At 63.5% G+C, this 19,452-nt stretch carries 16 protein-coding genes and 2 pseudogenes; 12 read left to right on the plus strand and 6 right to left on the minus strand.

Annotation, left to right across the window (positions count from 1 at the left end; all coding sequences use genetic code 11):
• The first annotated feature begins 22 nt into the window (after positions 1 to 22).
• From BI347_RS10400 to BI347_RS10445, 10 genes are all read left to right on the plus strand, one after another.
• Positions 23 to 646, plus strand: a complete 624-nt coding sequence (locus BI347_RS10400; RefSeq protein WP_139166928.1) for a YidX family protein — start codon at positions 23 to 25, stop codon at positions 644 to 646.
• Between the two features lie 17 nt (positions 647 to 663).
• Positions 664 to 2,520, plus strand: coding sequence for a type VI secretion system baseplate subunit TssF (gene tssF, locus BI347_RS10405; protein WP_071115834.1), 1,857 nt, complete (start codon positions 664 to 666; stop codon positions 2,518 to 2,520).
• On the plus strand, positions 2,484 to 3,503 hold the full coding sequence (gene tssG / locus BI347_RS10410) for a type VI secretion system baseplate subunit TssG (protein ID WP_071116392.1): 1,020 nt from the start codon (positions 2,484 to 2,486) through the stop codon (positions 3,501 to 3,503). Before tssF ends, tssG begins: the two co-directional genes overlap by 37 nt.
• Positions 3,504 to 3,702: 199 nt before the next feature.
• A complete protein-coding gene (locus BI347_RS10415; protein ID WP_071115835.1) occupies positions 3,703 to 4,176 on the plus strand; it encodes a hypothetical protein in 474 nt (157 codons plus the stop codon).
• A 19-nt stretch (positions 4,177 to 4,195) separates the two neighbouring features.
• Complete coding sequence (gene tssH / locus BI347_RS10420) at positions 4,196 to 6,835, plus strand: type VI secretion system ATPase TssH (protein ID WP_071115836.1); 2,640 nt, start codon at positions 4,196 to 4,198, stop codon at positions 6,833 to 6,835.
• Between the two features lie 12 nt (positions 6,836 to 6,847).
• Entirely contained in the window at positions 6,848 to 8,281 is a 1,434-nt protein-coding gene (locus BI347_RS10425) for a hypothetical protein (protein ID WP_071115837.1), read from the plus strand.
• Positions 8,278 to 8,541 (plus strand): PAAR domain-containing protein, encoded by a 264-nt coding sequence (locus tag BI347_RS10430; RefSeq protein WP_071115838.1) that lies wholly within the window; start codon positions 8,278 to 8,280, stop codon positions 8,539 to 8,541. The genes BI347_RS10425 and BI347_RS10430 overlap by 4 nt, the downstream gene beginning before the upstream one ends.
• Before the next feature lie 42 nt (positions 8,542 to 8,583).
• Positions 8,584 to 9,666 carry a type VI secretion system protein TssA gene (gene tssA, locus BI347_RS10435; protein ID WP_071115839.1) on the plus strand — a complete coding sequence of 361 codons (1,083 nt, stop codon included), beginning with the start codon at positions 8,584 to 8,586 and terminating at the stop codon, positions 9,664 to 9,666.
• Between the two features lie 113 nt (positions 9,667 to 9,779).
• On the plus strand, positions 9,780 to 10,901 hold the full coding sequence (locus BI347_RS10440) for an SDR family oxidoreductase (protein WP_275638244.1): 1,122 nt from the start codon (positions 9,780 to 9,782) through the stop codon (positions 10,899 to 10,901).
• 62 nt (positions 10,902 to 10,963) lie between these two features.
• The gene (locus BI347_RS10445; RefSeq protein ID WP_071115841.1) at positions 10,964 to 11,860 is read left to right on the plus strand and encodes a hypothetical protein; all 897 of its coding nucleotides are present in this window, start codon (positions 10,964 to 10,966) and stop codon (positions 11,858 to 11,860) included.
• A 221-nt stretch (positions 11,861 to 12,081) separates the two neighbouring features.
• On the opposite strand, the gene pcaF is transcribed toward BI347_RS10445, so the two are convergent.
• The 6 genes and pseudogenes from pcaF to BI347_RS22655 form a co-directional block, all read right to left on the minus strand.
• Positions 12,082 to 13,287 (minus strand): 3-oxoadipyl-CoA thiolase, encoded by a 1,206-nt coding sequence (gene pcaF / locus BI347_RS10450; protein WP_476727294.1) that lies wholly within the window; start codon positions 13,285 to 13,287, stop codon positions 12,082 to 12,084.
• A gap of 9 nt (positions 13,288 to 13,296) precedes the next feature.
• The gene (locus tag BI347_RS10455) at positions 13,297 to 13,965 is read right to left on the minus strand and encodes an alpha/beta hydrolase (RefSeq protein ID WP_071115843.1); all 669 of its coding nucleotides are present in this window, start codon (positions 13,963 to 13,965) and stop codon (positions 13,297 to 13,299) included.
• 26 nt (positions 13,966 to 13,991) lie between these two features.
• Complete coding sequence (locus BI347_RS10460; RefSeq protein ID WP_071115844.1) at positions 13,992 to 14,813, minus strand: beta-keto acid cleavage family enzyme; 822 nt, start codon at positions 14,811 to 14,813, stop codon at positions 13,992 to 13,994.
• Positions 14,814 to 14,861: 48 nt separating this feature from the next.
• Positions 14,862 to 15,791 (minus strand): DMT family transporter, encoded by a 930-nt coding sequence (locus tag BI347_RS10465; protein ID WP_071112523.1) that lies wholly within the window; start codon positions 15,789 to 15,791, stop codon positions 14,862 to 14,864.
• A 194-nt stretch (positions 15,792 to 15,985) separates the two neighbouring features.
• Positions 15,986 to 16,897, minus strand: coding sequence for an AraC family transcriptional regulator (locus BI347_RS10470; RefSeq protein ID WP_204378030.1), 912 nt, complete (start codon positions 16,895 to 16,897; stop codon positions 15,986 to 15,988).
• Between the two features lie 151 nt (positions 16,898 to 17,048).
• A pseudogene (locus BI347_RS22655) lies at positions 17,049 to 17,830 on the minus strand (IS5 family transposase); the annotation flags it as partial.
• Positions 17,831 to 17,903: 73 nt separating this feature from the next.
• Here BI347_RS22655 and BI347_RS10480 point away from each other — a divergent pair.
• Positions 17,904 to 18,218, plus strand: a pseudogene (locus BI347_RS10480) (integrase core domain-containing protein); the annotation flags it as partial.
• Between the two features lie 309 nt (positions 18,219 to 18,527).
• On the plus strand, positions 18,528 to 19,397 hold the full coding sequence (locus BI347_RS10485) for a hypothetical protein (RefSeq protein WP_071115846.1): 870 nt from the start codon (positions 18,528 to 18,530) through the stop codon (positions 19,395 to 19,397).
• The last annotated feature ends 55 nt before the right edge of the window (positions 19,398 to 19,452 follow it).

Here is a 19,452-nt window from a genome sequence, read left to right on the forward strand (position 1 = left end):
GAAGAATAAATAACAGGTGGATATGAATCGACGTAATTTTATGATGGCGCTTCCGGCCTTAGCGCTCAGCGCTTGCGCCACCCCGGCTTTGTTCAAACAGAGCCAGGCCGATAATATTGTTTATTACGATGAAAATGCGCAAGGCTTTTTTGTTACCGCCGATGGAAAAAACTTGGTGGTGCTGGGCAAGGATTATCACTATGTAATGGATGATCTGGGCAATTTGCCATTGCTGTTGAAATCTTCATTAAAGCCGAGATTGCAAGCATCTTTCGATTATTTTTCGGTATCCACCAAAAACAAGGTGGATGGCTATGTCAATCTGACTTTAACGGGGGAAGTCTCGGATACAGAGCGCAAGTCGCTGCTCGATGAAAAATTCCAATACGATAACTACCCTGGCAGTTGGAAAAAAACTTACCATGCCCATGGCACGCGTTACTCTGCGAAAGGATTTGAGATGCCCGCAAGTATCGGCAAGTTTAATCAACCCTATACAATTCGCGTGGCGGAGCACCACTCGCCAGGTTTGAAACGGGCGATCATATTGCTGACCCCTGTGACGCTTGCTGTTGATGGTGTCTTAGTGTTGGGCGGGATTGTGATGTTCCCCTTGGCTGTCGGCGTATTAGCCGCTACCCACTGATAATATTTGCCCAGACGATGCTTGAATCTCTTCTCCCCTACTACGAACGCGAACTCGGCCAGCTGCGCGAGCTGTCCGGCGAGTTCGCGCGTCGCTATCCCAAGATCGCCGGCCGGCTGCAGATGGAAGGCGACCAGTGCGCCGATCCTCACACCGAGCGGCTGATCGAATCGTTCGCGCTGCTGGCGTCCCGCATCCACAAGAAGCTGGACGACGAATATCCCGAGGTGGCGGAGAGCTTCCTCGATGTGCTGTATCCGCATTATCTGCAGCCTATCCCGTCGGCCACCATCGTGCAGTTCGAGTGCGATCCGGCGCGGCCGGAGATCGCCAAGCGCTATCGGGTGGAGCGCGGCCAGCCAGTGCATGCGCCGGCCATCGGCGGGGTGGTGTGCAAGTTCCGCAGCGCCTATCCGGTCGACCTGTATCCGCTGTCGCTGCACAGCGCCAAGCTGGAGCTGACCAGCGGCTCGCCCTATCTGCGCCAGCTGGCGCCGGATGCGGCGGCCTTGTTGACGCTGGAATTCCACACCCACGGCGGCCTGGCGGTCAGCGATATCGGCCTGGAGTGTTTGCGCTTCTTCCTGGACGGCGAGCCGGCGCTGATGCACCTGTTGTACGAGCTGATGCTGTCCAAGGTGCTGCGCATCCGCGCAGGCGACGGCAGCGAGGATCCGGCCAGGAATGTGGTGCTTCCGGCCTCTGCCATCCGTCCGGTGGGTTTCGGCCGCGACGAGGGCATGCTGGAGTACGACGAGCGCTCGTTCATGGGCTACCGTTTGTTGACCGAATACTTCTGCTACCCGGAAAAATTCCTGTTCCTGGACATCGCCGATCTGGGCAAGGCGGCGTCGCGGCTGCAAGGCGAGAAGCTGGTGCTGCAGCTGGCGCTGGCGGACTACCCGGACAGCGAACGCCATCACCGCCTGCAAAGCCAGTTGCAGGCGCATCACCTGAAGCTGGGTTGCGCGCCCATCGTCAATCTGTTCCACCATCCCGCCGAACCCATCCGCGTCAGCCACCAGAAGGCCGGCTACGCGGTGCTGGCGGATTCGCGCAAGCAGCAGGCCTACGAGATCATCCAGATCCGCCGCGTGGTGCGGGTGGAAAAATCCGGCGATGGCGAGAGCAGCGAGGAAGTGCCGCCGTTCTATGCCACCCGCCACGGCGGCGAACAGCAGGCGCCGCGCTTCTACTGGCACACCAGCCGCGAAGGCTCGCCGCGCGCCGGCGACAAGGGCACCGACCTGGAGCTGCACCTGGTGGACCTGCAGTTCAATATGGTGCGGCCGGCGGCCGAGGTGCTGAGCCTGGACCTGCTTTGCAGCAACCGCGATTTGCCGGAGCAGATTCCGTTTGGCGGCAGCCAGGCCGCGCAGCGCACCGATTTTTCCTTGCCGGGGCATTCGGTGGTGAAGCGGGTGCGGCTGCTGCGCAAGCCGTCCGCCAGCCAGCGCAGCCCGCTGGGGCGCGCGGTGCAGTGGCGGCTGATTTCGCATCTGTCGCTCAACTATATGTCCATCGTCGATTCCGGCGTGGGCGCCTTGCAGGAAATGCTGGCCTTGTACAATCTCACCGCTTCGCCGGTGAACGTGCGGCAGATCCAGGGCATAGCGGGCATCCACAGCGAGGCGGCGGTGACGCGCGTCAGCGGGCGCGATTTCGCCGGCTTTGTGCGCGGCAGCGAAATCCGCCTGAAACTGGACGCGGATTATTATGTCGGCGGCAGCGTGTATCTGTTCGCTTCCATCCTGGAGCGTTTCTTCGCGCTGTACTGCGCGCCAAACAGCTTCACCCGCCTGCGGGTGGAAACCGTGCAGCAGAACGAGGAGGTGGTATGGCCAGCCCGAGCCGGCGAAGCCCTCGTGATCTGAGGCAGGAGCTGGCGCGCGACGCCAGCCAGTTTGGCTTCTTCCAGGCGGTGCGCCTGCTGGGCCTGGCCGCGCGCAAGCGTCCCGGCGTCCGCCGCAGCCGGCTGCCGGACACGCTGCGTTTCCGCACGCTGGCGTCGTTGTCGTTTCCCGCCAGCGAGCTGATCCAGTATCGGCCGGCGGAAGAGGACGGCGGCGGCCCGGACGAGATGACCATCAGCTTCCTCGGCCTGACCGGCCCGAGCGGCGTGCTGCCCACCGCGTACACCGAGCTGTTGCTGGAACGCAAGCTGCGCCACCGCGACAGCACCATGCACGCTTTTTTCGACCTGTTCAGCCACCGCGCCGGCGCGCTGTTCTACGAGGCCTGGTGCAAGTACCGCAGCTGGGTGAACGTGGAGGCCGGCGAGCGCGACGGCTTCACCCGCAACTTGCTGGACCTGGGCGGAGTGGGCTTGTCGCAGCTGCGCCAGCAGATGGGGCCGGGCGCGCGGCTGGACGAGCGCATGTTCGTCTACTTCGCCGGCCTGCTCAGCCAGAAGCCGATGTCGGCGCAGGCGTTGACGACGCTGGTGGAAGGCTTTTTCGGCGTCGAGGCCTGCCTGGAGCAGTTTGTCGGCCAATGGCTGGCGGTGCCGCAGGCGGAGCAGAGCCAGCTGGGCCTGGACGGCTGCGAGCTGGGTTTTTCCGCATTTGCCGGCGAGCGCATCTGGGACAGGCAGACCAAGCTCAAGCTGCGGCTGGGGCCGCTCAGGCGCGCCGAGTTCGACGCGCTGCAGCCGCACGCCGACGGCGCCCAGGCGCTGCGCGCGCTGATGCAGTTCGCGCTGGGCCACGCGCTGGCGGTGGAGGTGTGCCTGGTGCTGGACAAGCGCGACGTGGCGCCGGCGGTATTGGGCGCCGCCTCGCTGCGCCTGGGCGGAGACGGCTGGCTGGGCATGCCGGAGCGCCACCCCGACGATATGCGCTACACCCTGTTGAACTGAGTGGAAAGGCACGCAATGAGCATTTTGTCGCGCTTGCTGGGGCGCAAACCCGCGCCTGCCCTGCGAGTGGAAAAACCGGATACGCCGCCTGAGCTGCAGGCCGCGGTGGCCGCTTTGCAGCAGGAGCAATGGCAGCAGGCCTTGCGGCTGGCGCAGCCGCCAGGGCCAGTGGGCGACGGCGTTTTCCTGCAGGCACAAGTTGTTCGAACTGGAGCCTGGCGCCCACAACGCGCTGCAGCTGGCCACCAGTTCGGTGATGGCGGGAGACGTGGCGCGCGGCAAGACGTGGCTGATGAAGTTCGACCAACTGAACCATGCCAGCCGCGAGGTGCCCTGCGCGTCGGCCTACGTCAATTTCATTTCCGCGTTGGCCCAGGCCGGCCATGCGCGGGAAACGCTGCCGTATTTGGCCTGGCTGCGCGAGCTGCACCGCCAGCTGAAGATCACCGACGACATGTTCCTGCACCAGCGCGGCGTGCCGTTTTTCCATGTGTTCCTGGAAAACAGCTGGCCCTTGTTGCGGCAGTGCCTGGACGACAAGCAGTTGCTGGATTGGCATGAAGCCATGCTGGCGGACCTGGACGAGGGCGGCTGCGCCGAGGTGCGCGCCTGGCTGGCCCAGCAGTTGCCGGCGCCGGCGGCAAACGACGAAGCATTCAAAGAATCCCCTTAATTTTTAGTATTGGAAGCATATGTCCGTATCGCTGAAATCCCTGATAGACCGGTTGACGCCCACCGCGCGCCAGGCCATCGAGCAGGCCGCCAGCCGCGCGCTGGCCCGCACCCATTTCGAGATTGAGATCGAGCATGTGCTGCTGGCGATGTTCGGCCAGGACAACAACGCCGCGCTGGCCGCGCTGCAGGCTCTGGACGCCGACCTGCCGCGGGTGGAGCGCGAGCTGGACGCCGCGCTGGACGCCTTCCGCAGCGGCAACACCCGCAACCCGGTGCTGTCGGCCTGGCTGCCCAAGTGGCTGGAAAAGGCCTGGCTGTCGGCCAGCGCCGAATACGGCCAGGACCAGGTGTCCACGCTGGACCTGCTGCTGGCGCTGTGGAGCGACGACGCCTTGCGCGGCGCGCTGCAGTCCGGCTCGGCCGCGCTGGCGCGCCAGGACGCCGGCAGGCTGCAGGGCGCCTACGTCGCGCTACGCAAGCACGGCGGTGAGGCGGCGGCCAATGCCCAGGCTGCTGAAGCGCAGGATGACGACGCCGAGGCGGAGGCCCAGGCGCCGCAGTTGCGCCGCGGCAGCCCGGGGCTGGACAAGTACACAATAGATCTCACCGCCCAGGCGCGCGCCGGCAAAATCGACCCCATCCTGGGCCGCGACGTCGAAATCCGCCAGATGATAGACATCCTGATGCGCCGCCGGCAGAACAACCCCATCCTCACCGGCGAGCCCGGGGTCGGCAAGACCGCGGTGGTGGAAGGCCTGGCGCGCAAGATCGTGCTGGGCGAGGTGCCGCCGGTGCTGGCCGGCGTTACGCTGCGCACGCTGGATCTGGGTTTGCTGCAGGCGGGGGCAAGCGTCAAGGGCGAGTTCGAAAACCGCCTGCGCCAGATGATAGACGAGGTGAAGGCCAGCCCGGCGCCCATCATCCTGTTCATCGACGAGGCGCACACCCTGATCGGCGCCGGCGGCGCAGCCGGCCAGAATGACGCCGCCAACCTGCTCAAGCCGGCGCTGGCGCGCGGCGAGCTGCGCACCATCGCCGCCACCACCTGGGCGGAATACAAGAAGTATTTCGAGAAGGACGCCGCGCTGGCGCGCCGCTTCCAGGTGGTGAAGGTGGAGGAGCCGGCGCCGGAGATCGCGGTGCAGATGGTGCGCGGCCTCACCCACGCGATGGCCGACCACCACCAGGTGGAAATACTCAACGAGGCGGTGGCCGCCGCCGTGCACCTGTCCAGCCGCTACATTGCCGGTCGCCAGTTGCCGGACAAGGCCATCAGTGTGCTGGACACCGCCTGCGCCCGGGTGGCGCTGTCGCGCGCCGGCAAGCCCGGACCGATAGAGGACGTGTCGGTGCTGATCGCCAACATCGACCGCGAAGTGGCGGCGCTCAAGCGCGAGGAGGGCCACGCCGAGCGTATCGCCGAGCTGGACGCCCAGCGCAAGGAGCTGCAGGCCGACCTGGAACAGCTGCATGAGGCTTGGGAGGCGCAGCGGAAGCTGGTGGCCGAAATCGACGGACTGAAGGCGCAAAAGGACGAGGCCAAGTCGGCCAAGGGCAAGAAGATCAGCCCGCTGCAGGCCAAGCGCAAGGCGCTGCGCGAGCTGCAAAAGGCGCAGCCGCTGGCGTTTGAATGCGTGGACGAAAGCGTGATCGCCGACGTGATTTCCGGCTGGACCGGCATTCCGCTGGGCCGCATGGTCAGCAACGAGCTGGAGCAGGTACGGAAGCTGGCGCAGCTGTTGGGCGAGCGCGTCATCGGCCAGGACCACGCGCTGGAGCAGATCGCCGAGCGGGTGCAGATCGCCAAGGCCGGCCTGGAGGACCCGGGCAAGCCCAAGGGCGTGTTCCTGCTGGTGGGGCCGTCCGGCGTCGGCAAGACCGAAACCGCGCTGGCGCTGGCCGAGTCGCTGTATGGCGGCGAGCGCAATCTGATCACCATCAATATGTCTGAGTATCAGGAAGCGCACAGCGTGTCCGGCCTGAAAGGCTCGCCGCCGGGCTATGTCGGCTACGGCGAGGGCGGCGTGCTGACCGAGGCGGTGCGGCGCAAGCCCTACTCGGTGGTGTTGCTGGACGAGGTGGAGAAAGCGCATCCGGATGTGCTGGAGCTGTTCTTCCAGGTGTTCGACAAGGGCGTGCTGGAAGACAGCGAAGGCCGCGAGGTGGATTTCAAGAACACCATCATCCTGCTGACCTCGAACGCCGGCACCGACTTGGTGATGCGCGCCTGCGAGCATGGGGTGACGGTGGAGGACGTCAACCGCGACCCGACCGCGGAAGACCTGGTGGAAATCCTGCGGCCGATATTGCAGAAGACCTTCAAGCCGGCTTTCCTGGGCCGCCTGACCATCGTGCCCTATTTCCCGATCAGCGACGAGGTGCTGCGCGCCATCGTCGGCCTCAAACTGGACAAGATCCGCCGGCGCATCGCCGACAACCACGGCGCGCAGGTTGAGTTCCCGGAGGAACTGGCCGAGCAGATGGCGGCGCGCTGCCTGGATGTGGACAGCGGCGCGCGCAATGCCGACGCCATCCTCACCCGCACGTTGTTGGCGCAGATTTCCAGCGACCTGCTGTCGCGGATGGCCGCTGGCCGGCCGGTGAAGAAGATCGCCGTCTCGCTTAAGGGCGAGCAGGTGAAAGTGCGACTGAGCTAAGGAGTTATCCGCATGTGGAGAATGTTGGGCCTGTTCGGCGGCCTCACCATAGGCTGGTGGGGCCTGCTGTGGCTGGTGTTGCCGGTGAGCTGGCAACGCATCAGCCCGTCCGCGATTTTGTTGCTGCACCTGGGGCCGCCGATGCTGTTGAGCGTCGGCATCAAGCTGTGGGCGCATCTGAAGGAAAAACGCGCCCAAGCCGAAGCGCAGCGGCAGGAGGCGCTGGCGCAGAGCGAGCGCGACGGCCAGCGCGAGGCCGCGCGCGCGCAGCATATGGCCGCGCTGGCGGAGCGACAGCGCGCGGTCGGCTGCCGCTGGCTGTGGGCGGCGGCGCTGCCGGCCAAAGACGAACCGGCCTGGTTGGCCGAGACCGCCGACGGCAGCTACTGGCAGGCGCTGGATGCGGACGACGTGGAGCCGGGCGAGGCGCTGGACGCGCTGGAACCCTATCTGGCGGAGATGTTGTCCAGCTTGTACGCCGAGGCGCCGGGCGCGGCCTGGTTGCCGCTGTATCTGGAGACGATGCCGCTGGTGTCCGGCGTGGAGCAGTTGACGCGGGCCAAGGCGCTCAAACAGGCCGCGGCGGCCGAGGCCCTGGGCGCGGATTGCCACGTGTCCGGCGATTGCCGCTTTCTGCCGGGCAGCGGGCCGATCGCCGACCGCGTGCTGCAGGCGCTGCAGCAGGACCCGGAATTGCCGGGCGTGGTGGTGGTGGCCGCCGACGCGCCGCTGGCGCAACAGGATGACGACGAGGATTGGGGCGCGCCGGACCCGGCGCTGCAGGCGCACCGCCGCTGGCACGGCGAGCCCGGCATGGCGGTGGTGGCGATGGTGTTCCTGCGCGACGGTCTGCCGGTTCCACAGGCGATGCTGGCGGAAGAGGGCGCCGATCCCTATCAGCCCTACTGGGAGAAGGAGTTCTCCGGTCCGGCCGCCGGCTGGGGCGCGGTGCCGGCCAGCCGCCAGGCCAGCCTGGCGCAGCTGCCGCTGCTGGCGGTGATGGCGCAGTCCAGTTCGGCAAGCTTGGCGCAGGACAAGGCGCTGCAACTGGCGCGCCAGCTGCAGCCGGTGCTGGACAACGCGCTGGTCAACGCCGCGCTGCTGGATTATCCGTTCAGCCCGGAAGAGGCCAAGCCGGACACGCGGCAGGCGGCCGGCCTGGCTTGGCTGTGCCACAACAGCGGCCAGATCGACGTCGGCGGCGTGCGGCTGGCGGCCATCGCCACCGCTTTGTCGCGGCATGAGGTCGAATTGCACCCGATAGACGAGGCCAGCAATGTGGTGCGCGAATGGGGCGATGCCGGCGCGGCTACGTCCATGCTGCTGGCCGCCACCGCGGTGAGCCACAGCGCGCGGCTGCAGGCGCCGGCCGTCATCACCCAGTTCCATCACGATCAGGTGTCGCTGGCGCTGGCCAGGCCGCCTGCAGAGGAGACCATGGCATGAAGGCGGCAATCCGTTTGGGCGACCCCACCGACCATGGCGGCAAGGTGGTGAGCGCCGCGTCCAGCACCACGCTGTTCGGCAAGCAGGTGGCCTGCGTCGGCGACTCTGTCACCTGCCCCAAGGACGGCCACGTCAACTGCACCATCGTCGAAGGCGACGGCGGCTGGCTGGTGGGCGGCAAGGCGGTGGCGCTGGACGGCCACAAGGTCAGCTGCGGCGCCACCCTGATTTCCACCCTGCCGCAAGTCGGCAAGGCTTAGCTCCCTGTATTGGGGCATGGCCCCGGAAACGAAGACAGAATCATGGAATACAATATCGAACATCTGTTGCAGCCGGTAAGCGTCCACGCTCCGGCCGGCGAAGACCTGGCCTATTCCGCCACCTTCGACCAGATCCGCGAGGCGCGTCGCAGCGACGACCCGTCGCTGTCGCAGGGCGACTGGGAACAGGCGCTGAAAACGGCGGAATGGCCGCAGGTGGTGCGGCTGTGCGAGGACGCGCTGCAGAACAAGAGCAAGGACCTGCAACTGTTGGCCTGGTATGCCGAGGCCCAAGTGCAGGTCAACGGCGTGGCCGGCCTGGCGCGCGGCTTGGCGCTGGTCAATGGCTGGCTGGGGCAGTATTGGGAAAACGGCTTCCCGGAGCTTGACCCGCACGATCTGGACGAGCGGGTGGCCAAGCTGGAATGGCTGAACCAGCAGCTGGGCGGCGCGCTGCGCAATGTCCCGCTGATCAAGTCGGAGTTCGGTGCTTACAGCTGGAACCAGTGGCAGCAGTCGCGCGAGGTGGAGAACCTGGGCTTGAAGGACAGCGCAGCCCGTGAGGCCGCCATCGCCGAAGGCAAGCTCAGCGGCGAAGCGTTCGAGAAAGCCGCTGCCCAGTCCGGCCACGGCTGGTTCCAGGCCAAGGCCGAGGAGCTGGTGAGCGCGCTGACCGCCTATGAGGCGCTGGACGCGCTGGCGGACCAGCGCTTCGGCGCCGCCGCGCCCAGCCTGGCTGACATCCGCAACGCCATCTACGCCTGCCAGGACCTGGTGCTGCGCTACCGCCAGCAGTTTGCCGTCAACAAGCCGGCCGCCGCCCCGCAGCCGCAGCCCGCAGAGGAAAGCCGCACCGTGAGCCAAGCCGCCCCCAGCCCGGCGTACAGCGCCGCCCCCGCCAGCACGTTCAACGGCCAGATCCGCAGCCGCGAGGAAGCGGTGCGCATGCTGGGCGAAGTGGCGCGCTACTTCCGCCACAACGAGCCGCACAGCCCGGTGTCGCTGCTGGCGGAACGGGCCGCGCGCTGGGCCGAGATGAGCCTGGAGGAGTGGCTGCAGCATGTGGTGAAGGATAGCGGCACCCTCAGCCAGCTGCAGGAGCTGCTGGACGTCAAGACCGAGTAAAGTCCCCGCCGCCCGGCTATTGGCGGCGTACGGCGGATTCGCATGGCGCGGCGCCTTCATCGGCCCGCGCCATATTTCGTTTCCAGGCCGGGTGCGGGCATTCAATCCGTTGCCTGGCGCAGCCTGGGCGGGGAGTTGCTGCCCAGGCTGGCGCGGCGCTACCCGCGGCGGCGGCCAGGCTGGAGCTGGCCGCCGCCTATGGCGGGCTGAGCGCAGTTGAGCGCGGCCGAGTCCAGGCTCTGCGCTGCGACGTCAGCCTGCCGCGTTTCGGTTTGGAGCCGGAGCTCTGGCGGCAGTTGGCCGGCGAAGTCTCCCAAGTGTTCCATCTGGCGGCCAGCGTCGATTTCGCTCTGCCGCTGGCCGAGTCGCGCGCCGCCAATGTGGATAGCTCCCGAGAGGTGCTCGCCTTCTGCCGCGCCTGTGCCTGGCGCGGCAAGCCGGACTTCCGGCCCAACTACGTGTCCACCGCCTATGTCGCCGGGCGGCGGCAGGGGTGGTTGACCGAGTCCGAGCGCAACTGCGGCCAGGCGTTCTGGAATGCCTACGAGCAGTCCAAGCTGGAGGGCGAGGAGATGGCTGCGGCGGCGATGGATGAGATTGCGCTGACGATTTACCGGCCAAGCCAGATCATCGGCGAATCTCGGAGCGGCCGTATTCGCAAGTTCTTCGGCTACTACGAATTCCTCAAGCTGGCGGAGCGCGACCGGATGCCGGTGCTGTTGGCTGATCCTGGCGCCCGGCCTGATCTGGTGCCCACCGATTACGTGTGCGACGCGATGCTGCATCTGAGCGAGCGTCCCGAGGCGGCCGGCCGCGTCTATCACCTGACTGCGGGCCTGTCGCAGAGTCTGAGTTTCGAGCGCATTTTCGGTTTGATGTACCAGGTGCTGGCCGAGCGCGGCGGCGGAGTCCGTCAGCCGCGGCGGTATCGTCACGGCGAATTGGAGGCGCTGGCGACGCCGGCCGAATTGCAGCGCTACCACCTCAGCCCGCTCAAGCTGCTGCAGCGCACCTACCGGCCCTATCTCGACTCGGAGCGGGATTTCGATTGCGCAGCCACCCAGCGCGAACTGGCCGCAGCAGGCATCGTGCTGCCCGACATCGAACGCACGTTGCGCTTGTCTACCGGATACGCGCTGGACTCCCGCTATGGAACGGCGGGAAGCTCGGCGGCCGCCAATTTGAAGTTGTCTGACAGAATGCAGGATGGAAGCCATGAAGCCCAAGTTGCTTGAGATACTGTGATGCCCTCATTGCCGCGCGAGCCTGCGGCTGGCCGAGGTCGAGGCCGGCGGCGATGCCGGCGTGGAAAGCGCAGCTGGACTGCTCCGGCTGCGGCAACGACGGCCAGCTTGGCCTGAATCAGGGCTATCTGAGCTATGCCAGCGGCGGTGAGCAGTGGTTGGCGGGGCGGGAGCGCTTCAGCTGGGGACCGGCCACTTTCCGTTCGCCCAGCAACCCGTTTTACTTCGATAGCGGCAAGACCAATCCGTTGGCGGATACGCCGGGCATAGACCTGGCGCGCTGGACCCACAGCCAGGGAGCCTGGCGGCTGACTTCCGCCTATGTTTCCGATACCCGCACGCTGGCCCCGCCGCGGCAATTGCAAACCATGTTGTTCAAGCGGGATCGCCAGGGCGACAGCACCTTGTTCAGCTTGATTGTCAGCCAGCCGCGCAGCCAGGGCCTGGGGCCGTTCTGGGGCGGTTTCGCCCAGTACACGCCTGACGATGCCTGGCTGTTGTATGCCGAGGCCTCTAGCCAGCGCGGCCAGACACCGCCTTCCACGCAGGGCGTCGCCGCGCCGCAGGCCGGCTCTCGCTGGTTGGCCGGAGCCAGCTATACCCGGGAAAGCGGGCAGGTGTTGTCCGCCGAATATCTGTTCAATGGCAGCGGCCGTCCGACGGGCTGGGTGCCATTGCCGTCGGACGGCCAGGCATCGCTGCGCAACCGCCATTACCTGTGGGCCAGCCTGCAGAGCAATCCACAGGAGCTGAACCGTTACTGGCGGCTGGAGTGGACCTTCAATCTGGACGATCGCAGCCGCAACGCGATGGCTTACGGCGAGACGCGGTTGAGTGACCGCCTGTCCGGCTTTGCGATGCTCAATCTGACAGGAGGCGGCGCGGGCTCGGAATATGGCGGCGCGTTCCGCGGCAGCCTGACTCTGGGATTGAAGCTGTACCTGCTGTGAGTCCTTTGGCAAGGCCTGCGCCTGCGCAGCAAGCAATGCCGTTGGGGCGGCGTGTGTGCGCTTCCGTGCTTGATCCATTCCTACTATTCGGTGCCGGAGCCGGCGACGATTTGTTTGAATGCGCTCGTTTCGATGGGCGTGCGTGGATGTCCTGTTGCGTGCCGTTTACGGTGTTTACGGCGTTGGCGGCTTGCCGCCGCCAACGCCGTAGGCCTATGGGGTCAAACGCGCTCCAGCACGATGGCCAGGCCTTGACCCACGCCCACGCACATGGTGCATAGGGCATAGCGTCCGCCGGTGGCTTGCAGTTGGGCGGTCGCGGTCAGCGCCAGTCGGCTGCCGCTCATCCCCAGAGGATGGCCCAGCGCGATGGCGCCGCCATTCGGGTTCACTCTTGCGCAATCATCCTGAAGCCCTAGCGCTCGTGTGACCGCCAATGCCTGGGCGGCAAAGGCCTCGTTCAGCTCAATGACATCGATGTCTTCGATGCGCAGCCCGGCCTTGCGCAGCGCCTTGAGGCTGGCCTCGATCGGACCTGCGCCCATGATGCGCGGCGCGATGCCGGAGCTGGCGGATGCCACCACCCGCGCGCGCGGACGCAGGCCATGGCGTTGTGCCGCTGCGGCCGAGGCGATGATCATCGCCGCCGCTCCGTCATTGACGCCGGAAGCATTGCCGGCGGTGATGCTGGAGTCGGGGCCGAATAGCGCTTTTAGCTTAGTCAGCTCTTCCAGCGAGGTTTGGCGCGGGTGCTCGTCGCGGTCCACGATCAGTGGGTCCTGCTTGCGGCGCGGAATCGGTACCGGAATGACTTCGCTTGCGAAGAATCCGGTTTCCAGCGCCGCGAAATAACGCTGTTGGCTGCGCAGCGCGAAGGCGTCCTGATCCTGGCGGCTGACATTGAAATCGCGCGCCACATTCTCCGCGGTCGCCGGCATGGTGTCCACGCCATACCGGCTCTCCATGGCCGGGTTGACAAAGCGCCAGCCGATGGTGGTGTCGTAAATCTGCATGTCGCGGCCGAAGGCCTTTTCCGACTTCGGCATTACGAACGGCGCGCGCGACATCGATTCCACGCCGCCTGCGATCAACAATTCGGCTTCGCCGGATTTGATGCCGCGCGCCGCCAGCGCCACCGCGTCCAGGCCGGACGCGCACAGGCGGTTGACGGTCAGGCCCGGGACCGTTTCCGGATAACCTGCCAGCAGCAAACTCATGCGGGCCACATTGCGGTTGTCCTCGCCGGCTTGGTTGGCGCAGCCCAGGATCACCTCGTCGATCGCCGCCGGGTCTAGCCGCGGGTTGCGTTCGAGCAGGGCGCGCAGCGGGATCGCCGCCAGATCGTCGGCGCGCACTCCGGACAACGCGCCGCCAAAGCGGCCAATGGGAGTGCGCACAGCGTCGCAGATGAAAGCGTCGGTCATCATGGTTTCCTTTCAGCTCAGGCTGACTTGCGGTTGCAACAGGGTGGACAGCAAGCCGCGAGCGGCGTCAATCTCGTCGGCGCAAACATGGTGCGGCATGCCCGGATACACGCGGAAATCCACCTCGGCGCCGGCGCGGCGGAAGGCTTGTGCGGTGTGCTCGATGCGCTCCAGCGGCATCCAGCTGTCGCAATCGCTGGTGCCGAAGAACGCCGGGAAATCCAGTTGTCGGGGTGGCGTTCCCCACTCCACGCCCTCGGGGCCGAACAGACCGCCGGAGAAGGCTATCAGTCCGCCAAACGAGGCCGGGCGGCGGTAGATGTACTCGGTCGCCAAGCAGGCGCCCTGGGAAAAGCCCATCAGTACGATCTGGCGGTCGGCGAAGCCGTAGCCGCGCAACTCTTCGATGGTGGCGCTGACGCAGTCCAGCGCCTGGTCCAGCGAAGGCTGATTGCTGTCCAGCGGCGCCATGAAGCTGTGGGGATACCAGGTTAAGCCCTTGGCGATCGGCAGGATGTAGGCGACATCGGCCAAGCCGATGGCCTCACCGTTCTTGTAGGCCTCCTGGGCGCTCTGGCGGCGGCCATGCAGCAGCACTACGGCAAGCTTGGCCTGGTTCAGCGGCGCGCCGTAGATTTCCAGGTCGTGCTCTTTATGCGGGGTTTGAGCGGTTGCGTTCATGGAAGTCAGTCCTTGATGATGAGGTATTACCGGATGCCCAAGATCTGTTTGGCTTCAGCAGGAGAGGCAACGTCGCGGCCGACTTCTCCGGCCAGCCGCGCCAAGCGTTCCACCAACTGAGCGTTGTCGCGGGCCAGTTCGCCATAGCGGTAATAAACGTTGTCTTCCAGGCCGGTGCGCACATGGCCGCCCAGCAGCATGGTGTGGAGATTGATCGCCAGTTGGTGTTTGCCGATGCCTAGCGCCGACCACACGCTGTCCTGGGGGATGCTCTCCACGAAATGCAACAGGTTCTTGCAAGTGGCGGCCGCGCCGCCTTGTATGCCCATTGCGAAGCTGAAGCACAGAGGACCAGTCAAATAGCCATCTTCTTGCAATTTCAGCGCCTCGCCGATGATGCCCTGGTGGTAGACCTCGATTTCCGGCTTGGCGTGGTATTCGCGGATATCCAGCGCCAGCGCCCGGGCCAGTTCTGGCGGATTGATAAAGGGTTTGCTGCCATGGTTGACCGAGCCGCAGTTGAAGGAGGCGATGTCTGGACGGAATTGCAGATGATTCCAGGCCTCTTTCTTCTCCAGGTGCGGCGGCAGATTCAGGCCGGAAGTGCTCAGATTGATCAGGATGTCGCAGCGCTCGCGGATGCGGTGGACGATCTCGCCGTAGATTTCCGCGTCATAGCTGGGTGTGCCGTCCGGATTGCGGGCGTGGATGTGAGCTACCGATGCGCCGGCGTTCCAGCAGTCGTAAGCCGTCTGGGCGATTTCCTCCGGCGAGAACGGCACCGCCGGATTTTTTTGCCGGCTGGTGATGCCGCCATTGATGGCGGCGATGATGATGAGTTTTTGCATGGTGGGAAAGCTCGGTTAAAAAATAGGGGAATGGTTATGAGCGAGGGGTCAGGTCTTGTTGTGGGCGGGGACCGCTCGTGGCTGTCCCGCGGAGTCCGGGCGCTTGGACACCAGATAAATCCCGATGCCGATCAGCACCCCGCCCGCCAGTTCGTGCAGCGACAGTGAATAACCGAAAGCGGCAAAGGAAATTAGCGTGGCGAATAATGGCGATAGAAACAGGAAACCGCTGGTGCGCACCGCGCCGCCCAGCTCCAAGGCCATGAACCACAAGGCCATGGCTCCGGTAGTGGCAGGCAGCGCCAGCCACAGGAAAGCCATGAGTGTCTTGTCGGTATGAGGGAAGGCCAGGGCTTCGCCGCTGGCGTAAGCCAATAGCGCCAGGCAGGCGGAGCCCACCAGCATTTGCCAGTAAGTCAGCACCCAGACGTTAACGGCGATGCGGCTGCGCTTGATCACCAAGGTGGAGGCCGCCCAGCAGGCCGCGCCGCACAATACCAGCGCGTCGCCGGCGCCAAAGCCGTCCAGTTTGTTGAGTCCGATGCACATGGCTACGCCGAAAAAAGCAATGATCAGACCGACGGCTGCCAGCGGGTGGATTTTTTCTTTCAATACCAGCCGGGACATCAGGGCCACGATCAGCGGTGTGCACGCCATTAGAATGGCGGCTTTGGCCGGTGTGGTGATTCTCAGGCCAAGATTGAGAAAGCCCATTGAGCCGGCCGTCTGCAGCAAGCCGATCAGAGCCAGAACGCCCCAGGGGCGATGGCGGACAAAGGTATGCCGGTAGCGGATGCGCTGCCATAGCAGGATGGGGATGATGCCGGCGGAGGCGGCAAGAAAGCGGAATACGGCGGCCCATAGCGGCGGCATTTCCGAGAGCACGATTTTGGAAGAGGGGAACGTTGAGCCGAACAAGAAGGTTGCCGCCAAGATGAGCAGCCAGTACTTCTTGTGATTATACATAGCGTTAGACATGTATTAGGCCTAGCATAAAAAGTTTATTTATTCATATATCATATTCGAATAGTTTGCACCGTGCTTCTTGAAAGCAGACAATCATTGCTTCAAATAAGACAGGATGGGAGTCGGCGGCGCGGTAGGCAGAGCGCGCAGGGGCTCTGCCGCGATGACGAGGAAATGCTTTGGCAGCGGAGAGTTGGCGGTACCGCTCAGGAGAAATACTGGCTGGGAGCCCTATTCATGATGCGGCGGAACATCGAGGAGAATGCGCTCGGAGTGTCATAACCCATATCGGACGCGATCAGGGTGATCGGTTCGCCGGCGCTCAGCCGCGGCAAAGCGGATATCGCGCAGACTTGTTGGCGCCAGTATAGATAGGACACGCCCAGCTCTTGTTGGAACAGCCGCGCCAGGGTACGGCTGGATGCGCCCACTAACTCGGCCCATTCATTCAGGTTGCGGCGGTCGCCCGGATTGTTCAGTATCGTCGAACATATGCGTTGCAAGCGGTGGTCGTTTAGCGGCGGCAAAGGCAGGGCCGCCTCCGTAGACCATTCGATCTCGCTGAGCAGTAAATCCAGCAAACGCTCCTCCCGCTGATTGGAATGCAGAATGCTGCGGGTGCGCATCAGGCGGATGATGATCTCTCGCATAAGCGGCGAGATGGCGACAGCTTTGGGCGTGCGAGGCAACTGCTCCAGATAGTGGGCAGATTGGATATACAATGTGCGCAAAGACACTAGGCCGCGCGCCCGCATGCTGTGTTCCACGTTTGGCGGCATCCAGATGCCGCGCTGGGGCGGCACCAGCCACAGGCCGGTACTGGTAGACAATTCCATCACGCCGGTGGCGGCGAAAATCAATTGTCCTTCGCAATGGCTGTGTTTGCCGACCTGATGCCCGCTGGGGAAGTCCTTGGACATGGTCCACGCGAAAACGTCCGCTAGGTGTGCATCGCTAGATTCTGTTGCCATGCTGCTGCTTTCTTGGGTTTGTCGAGGTAGGCCGAAGAACCGCTGAATAATACTGCACCGCACAAAATATTCATATAGAATAAAATCTGATGCTTTCCTGGCTCGCAGGCACTGAGTCTGACTTGGTCGGATGGCGGCGTTGTTCATGCTTGCTATTTATCCATGCGCCGTGTCTTGCGGTCGAACGGCAAGCGAAACGGGCATCCAGAACCTGCCACTTCATTGGAGAGGACGGGTGTTTGACGGCGCTGTTGCATAAATCCTGGACAGGGCGAGCTTCCCCTTTCCCCAAACAGATTTATGCCACAGCCACCGTGCGCGGACGGCCCTGCATGCTGAAGCGGTTCAAGATGGCGGCACGCACTTGCAGCTTTGCCACTTGGCCATCGAAGCGCCGGGCTGTCACCCTTTCACCCAGCAACTTGAAGCAATGCATCTTGGTTTCGACCAAGCTGCGGCGATGGTAGCCACTCCAGCGTTTCCAGATCGCCCTGCCCAATCGCTTGGTGGCCCGCAGAATCTCGTTTCGAGCCAGCACACCCGGCCAACTTCCTTTCCACGGCCGCGCATTCTTGCGCGTCGGGATGCACTCGATTGCGCCGCGCGCGGCAATCGCCTCATGACATGCCTTGGTATCGAAAGCCCCTCGCCACTCACGCAGGCTATCGGCTCATCGACCGGGATTTGCACCAAGAGCGAAGGCAGCATTTGCGCATCGCCCTGGCGCTTGTCTGTCACCTCCATGGCGCGGATTTGCAGGGTTTTCGCATCGATGCCCAAATGCACCTTGCGCCATTGCCGGCGATACTCCGCGCCATGCTTCTTGGTTTTCCACTCGCCTTCGCCCAGCATTTTGATCCCAGTGCTATCCACCAGCAGATGCAGCGCGCCTGAGCTTTTCTGGTTGGGAATCTTGACCTGCAGCGTCTGCTGCCGGCTGGATAGCGTGCTGTAATCTGGGACGCCCCAGTCCAGGCCCGCCAACTTGATCAGGCTTTGCATGAAACCGATGGTCTGCCGTAAAGGCAATCCAAACAGGTTTTTGATGGTCAGGCAGAATGGAATGGCGGCATCAGAACAGATCATCCGATTTCTGCGCGAAGCGGAGGCAGGCATGCCGATTGCCGAGCTGTGTCGCAAGCACGCCTTCTCGAAGGAATTCTGCAGCCGTGCCATGTTGACCTGGGCACACGCCCGTGGGGTTCAGCTGTTTCTCATCGAGCCGGGGAAGCCCAATCAGAGCGCTTATATCGAATCGTTTAACGGACGCTTCCGCGATGAGTGTCTGAACGAACACTGGTTCACCAGCCTACGCCATGCCCAGGTCGTCATCGAAGCTTGGCGGCGGGAATACAACGACGAAAGGCCCAAGAAGTCCATTGGTGGTTTGACGCCGGCAGCTTACGCCAAATCACTCGCTGAAAAATCAGGTAAATTAGCTCCGGACTCTAAAGCCCTCTGCTACTGAAAACGGGGGGGGGGGGCGTCGCCTGGATTCTAAATTTCACCTGTCAGCTATTCAGAAAAATTCAGGAAAGGTAATTAATGACGACTCCCGGTTTGGATCGAGATAAATATGCTAAAGCTAGTAAGTGGCAGAAGATCTCTCATTGGATATTTGTTTTTTGCGGCTTGCTTAATTATTTTTATTTTCCTTCGAGGAAAATAGCTGCCCCATTTTAGACGTCGAAGTTCAGACTTGATCTGACAGTCTCCGTTTTTGGGAAAAGGTGGGGGAAAGGGGATAGACCACGTTTAATTTCATCAGGTTGTGTTGATGGAAAACGTGGTCTGTTCCCCTATTTTTCTGAACCAGCAGGTGGGCACCTTCATGGCCAACAAGGCGGCGAAGGAGGCTGCGGACAAGGCGAATTTTGACCCGAGCAAGAGCGAGACGGAAAGAGCGCAATTGCAGGCTGCTGCGGATGATGCCGCCAAGTGGGCGCCGGGCGGTAGCTACAGCCAGATCCTCACCGCCGTTACGGCCGGCATAGGGGGCAACGTGGCCAATGGCCTGGCCGGCATGGCGCAGAACGCCGGCATCGCTTACCTGCAGGGACTGGGTGCGCAGGAAGTGAAAAAGCTGGCGGACCAGTTGGAGAAAGACCAGAACCCCAAGGTAGAAAGCGAAACCGTCCGCGCGGTGTTGCACGCTGCATTGGCTTGCGTCGGCGCGAATGCCAGCGGCCAGAGCTGCGGCGCGGGGGCGGCGGGCGGGGCGGCCAGCGTGGCGCTGAATAATGCGCTGGACGCCATCCAGCACACCAATGCCGACAAGATGACAGCGGAAGAGAAGTTGCAGCGCGAGAATTTGGTCAATGCCCTGGTGACGGGCGTGGCGGCCAGTACGGGCGGCGCGAACACGGCCGCAACGACGGTGAATGCGGCGAAGACGGAGATGGAGAATAATGAGTTTGGGAAGGATGAGCAGTTAAAATCGCAAGGCTTGGTAGCCGCACAGAAAATCTGCCCAGATCAAAAGTGTCGTGACGGGTACTCCAAGAAAATTGACAAGTTGATTCGGGACTCCTCAGTTGCTCAAGTGAGACCTAATATTGATGTTGTGGTGGGGGAAAAGGATCATGTTTCTTTCTATCCTGAGAGAAGTGCAAAGAATTATAGCTTTCTTTCTGATAACCAGAGCTGAACAGTCTCAGGTCAGATAGCCTATGGAGTTGGTATTCAGGTTACTTTGGATAGTA

Origin of the sequence: Chromobacterium sphagni (assembly GCF_001855575.1) — a bacterium.
GTDB classification, from domain to species: domain Bacteria; phylum Pseudomonadota; class Gammaproteobacteria; order Burkholderiales; family Chromobacteriaceae; genus Chromobacterium; species Chromobacterium sphagni.

Excerpts from the sequence above, each read along its gene's own strand:
- BI347_RS10425 (WP_071115837.1), top strand. The coding sequence starts at position 6,848 with ATGTGGAGAATGTTGGGCCTGTTCGGCGGCCTCACCATAGGCTGGTGG.
- tssH (WP_071115836.1), top strand. The coding sequence starts at position 4,196 with ATGTCCGTATCGCTGAAATCCCTGATAGACCGGTTGACGCCCACCGCG.
- BI347_RS10430 (WP_071115838.1), top strand. The coding sequence starts at position 8,278 with ATGAAGGCGGCAATCCGTTTGGGCGACCCCACCGACCATGGCGGCAAG.
- BI347_RS10485 (WP_071115846.1), top strand. The coding sequence starts at position 18,528 with ATGGAAAACGTGGTCTGTTCCCCTATTTTTCTGAACCAGCAGGTGGGC.
- BI347_RS10400 (WP_139166928.1), top strand. The coding sequence starts at position 23 with ATGAATCGACGTAATTTTATGATGGCGCTTCCGGCCTTAGCGCTCAGC.
- BI347_RS10465 (WP_071112523.1), bottom strand. The coding sequence starts at position 15,791 with ATGTCTAACGCTATGTATAATCACAAGAAGTACTGGCTGCTCATCTTG.
- BI347_RS10445 (WP_071115841.1), top strand. The coding sequence starts at position 10,964 with ATGCCGGCGTGGAAAGCGCAGCTGGACTGCTCCGGCTGCGGCAACGAC.
- tssG (WP_071116392.1), top strand. The coding sequence starts at position 2,484 with ATGGCCAGCCCGAGCCGGCGAAGCCCTCGTGATCTGAGGCAGGAGCTG.
- pcaF (WP_476727294.1), bottom strand. The coding sequence starts at position 13,287 with ATGATGACCGACGCTTTCATCTGCGACGCTGTGCGCACTCCCATTGGC.
- BI347_RS10460 (WP_071115844.1), bottom strand. The coding sequence starts at position 14,813 with ATGCAAAAACTCATCATCATCGCCGCCATCAATGGCGGCATCACCAGC.
- tssA (WP_071115839.1), top strand. The coding sequence starts at position 8,584 with ATGGAATACAATATCGAACATCTGTTGCAGCCGGTAAGCGTCCACGCT.
- BI347_RS10455 (WP_071115843.1), bottom strand. The coding sequence starts at position 13,965 with ATGAACGCAACCGCTCAAACCCCGCATAAAGAGCACGACCTGGAAATC.
- tssF (WP_071115834.1), top strand. The coding sequence starts at position 664 with ATGCTTGAATCTCTTCTCCCCTACTACGAACGCGAACTCGGCCAGCTG.
- BI347_RS10470 (WP_204378030.1), bottom strand. The coding sequence starts at position 16,897 with ATGAACAACGCCGCCATCCGACCAAGTCAGACTCAGTGCCTGCGAGCC.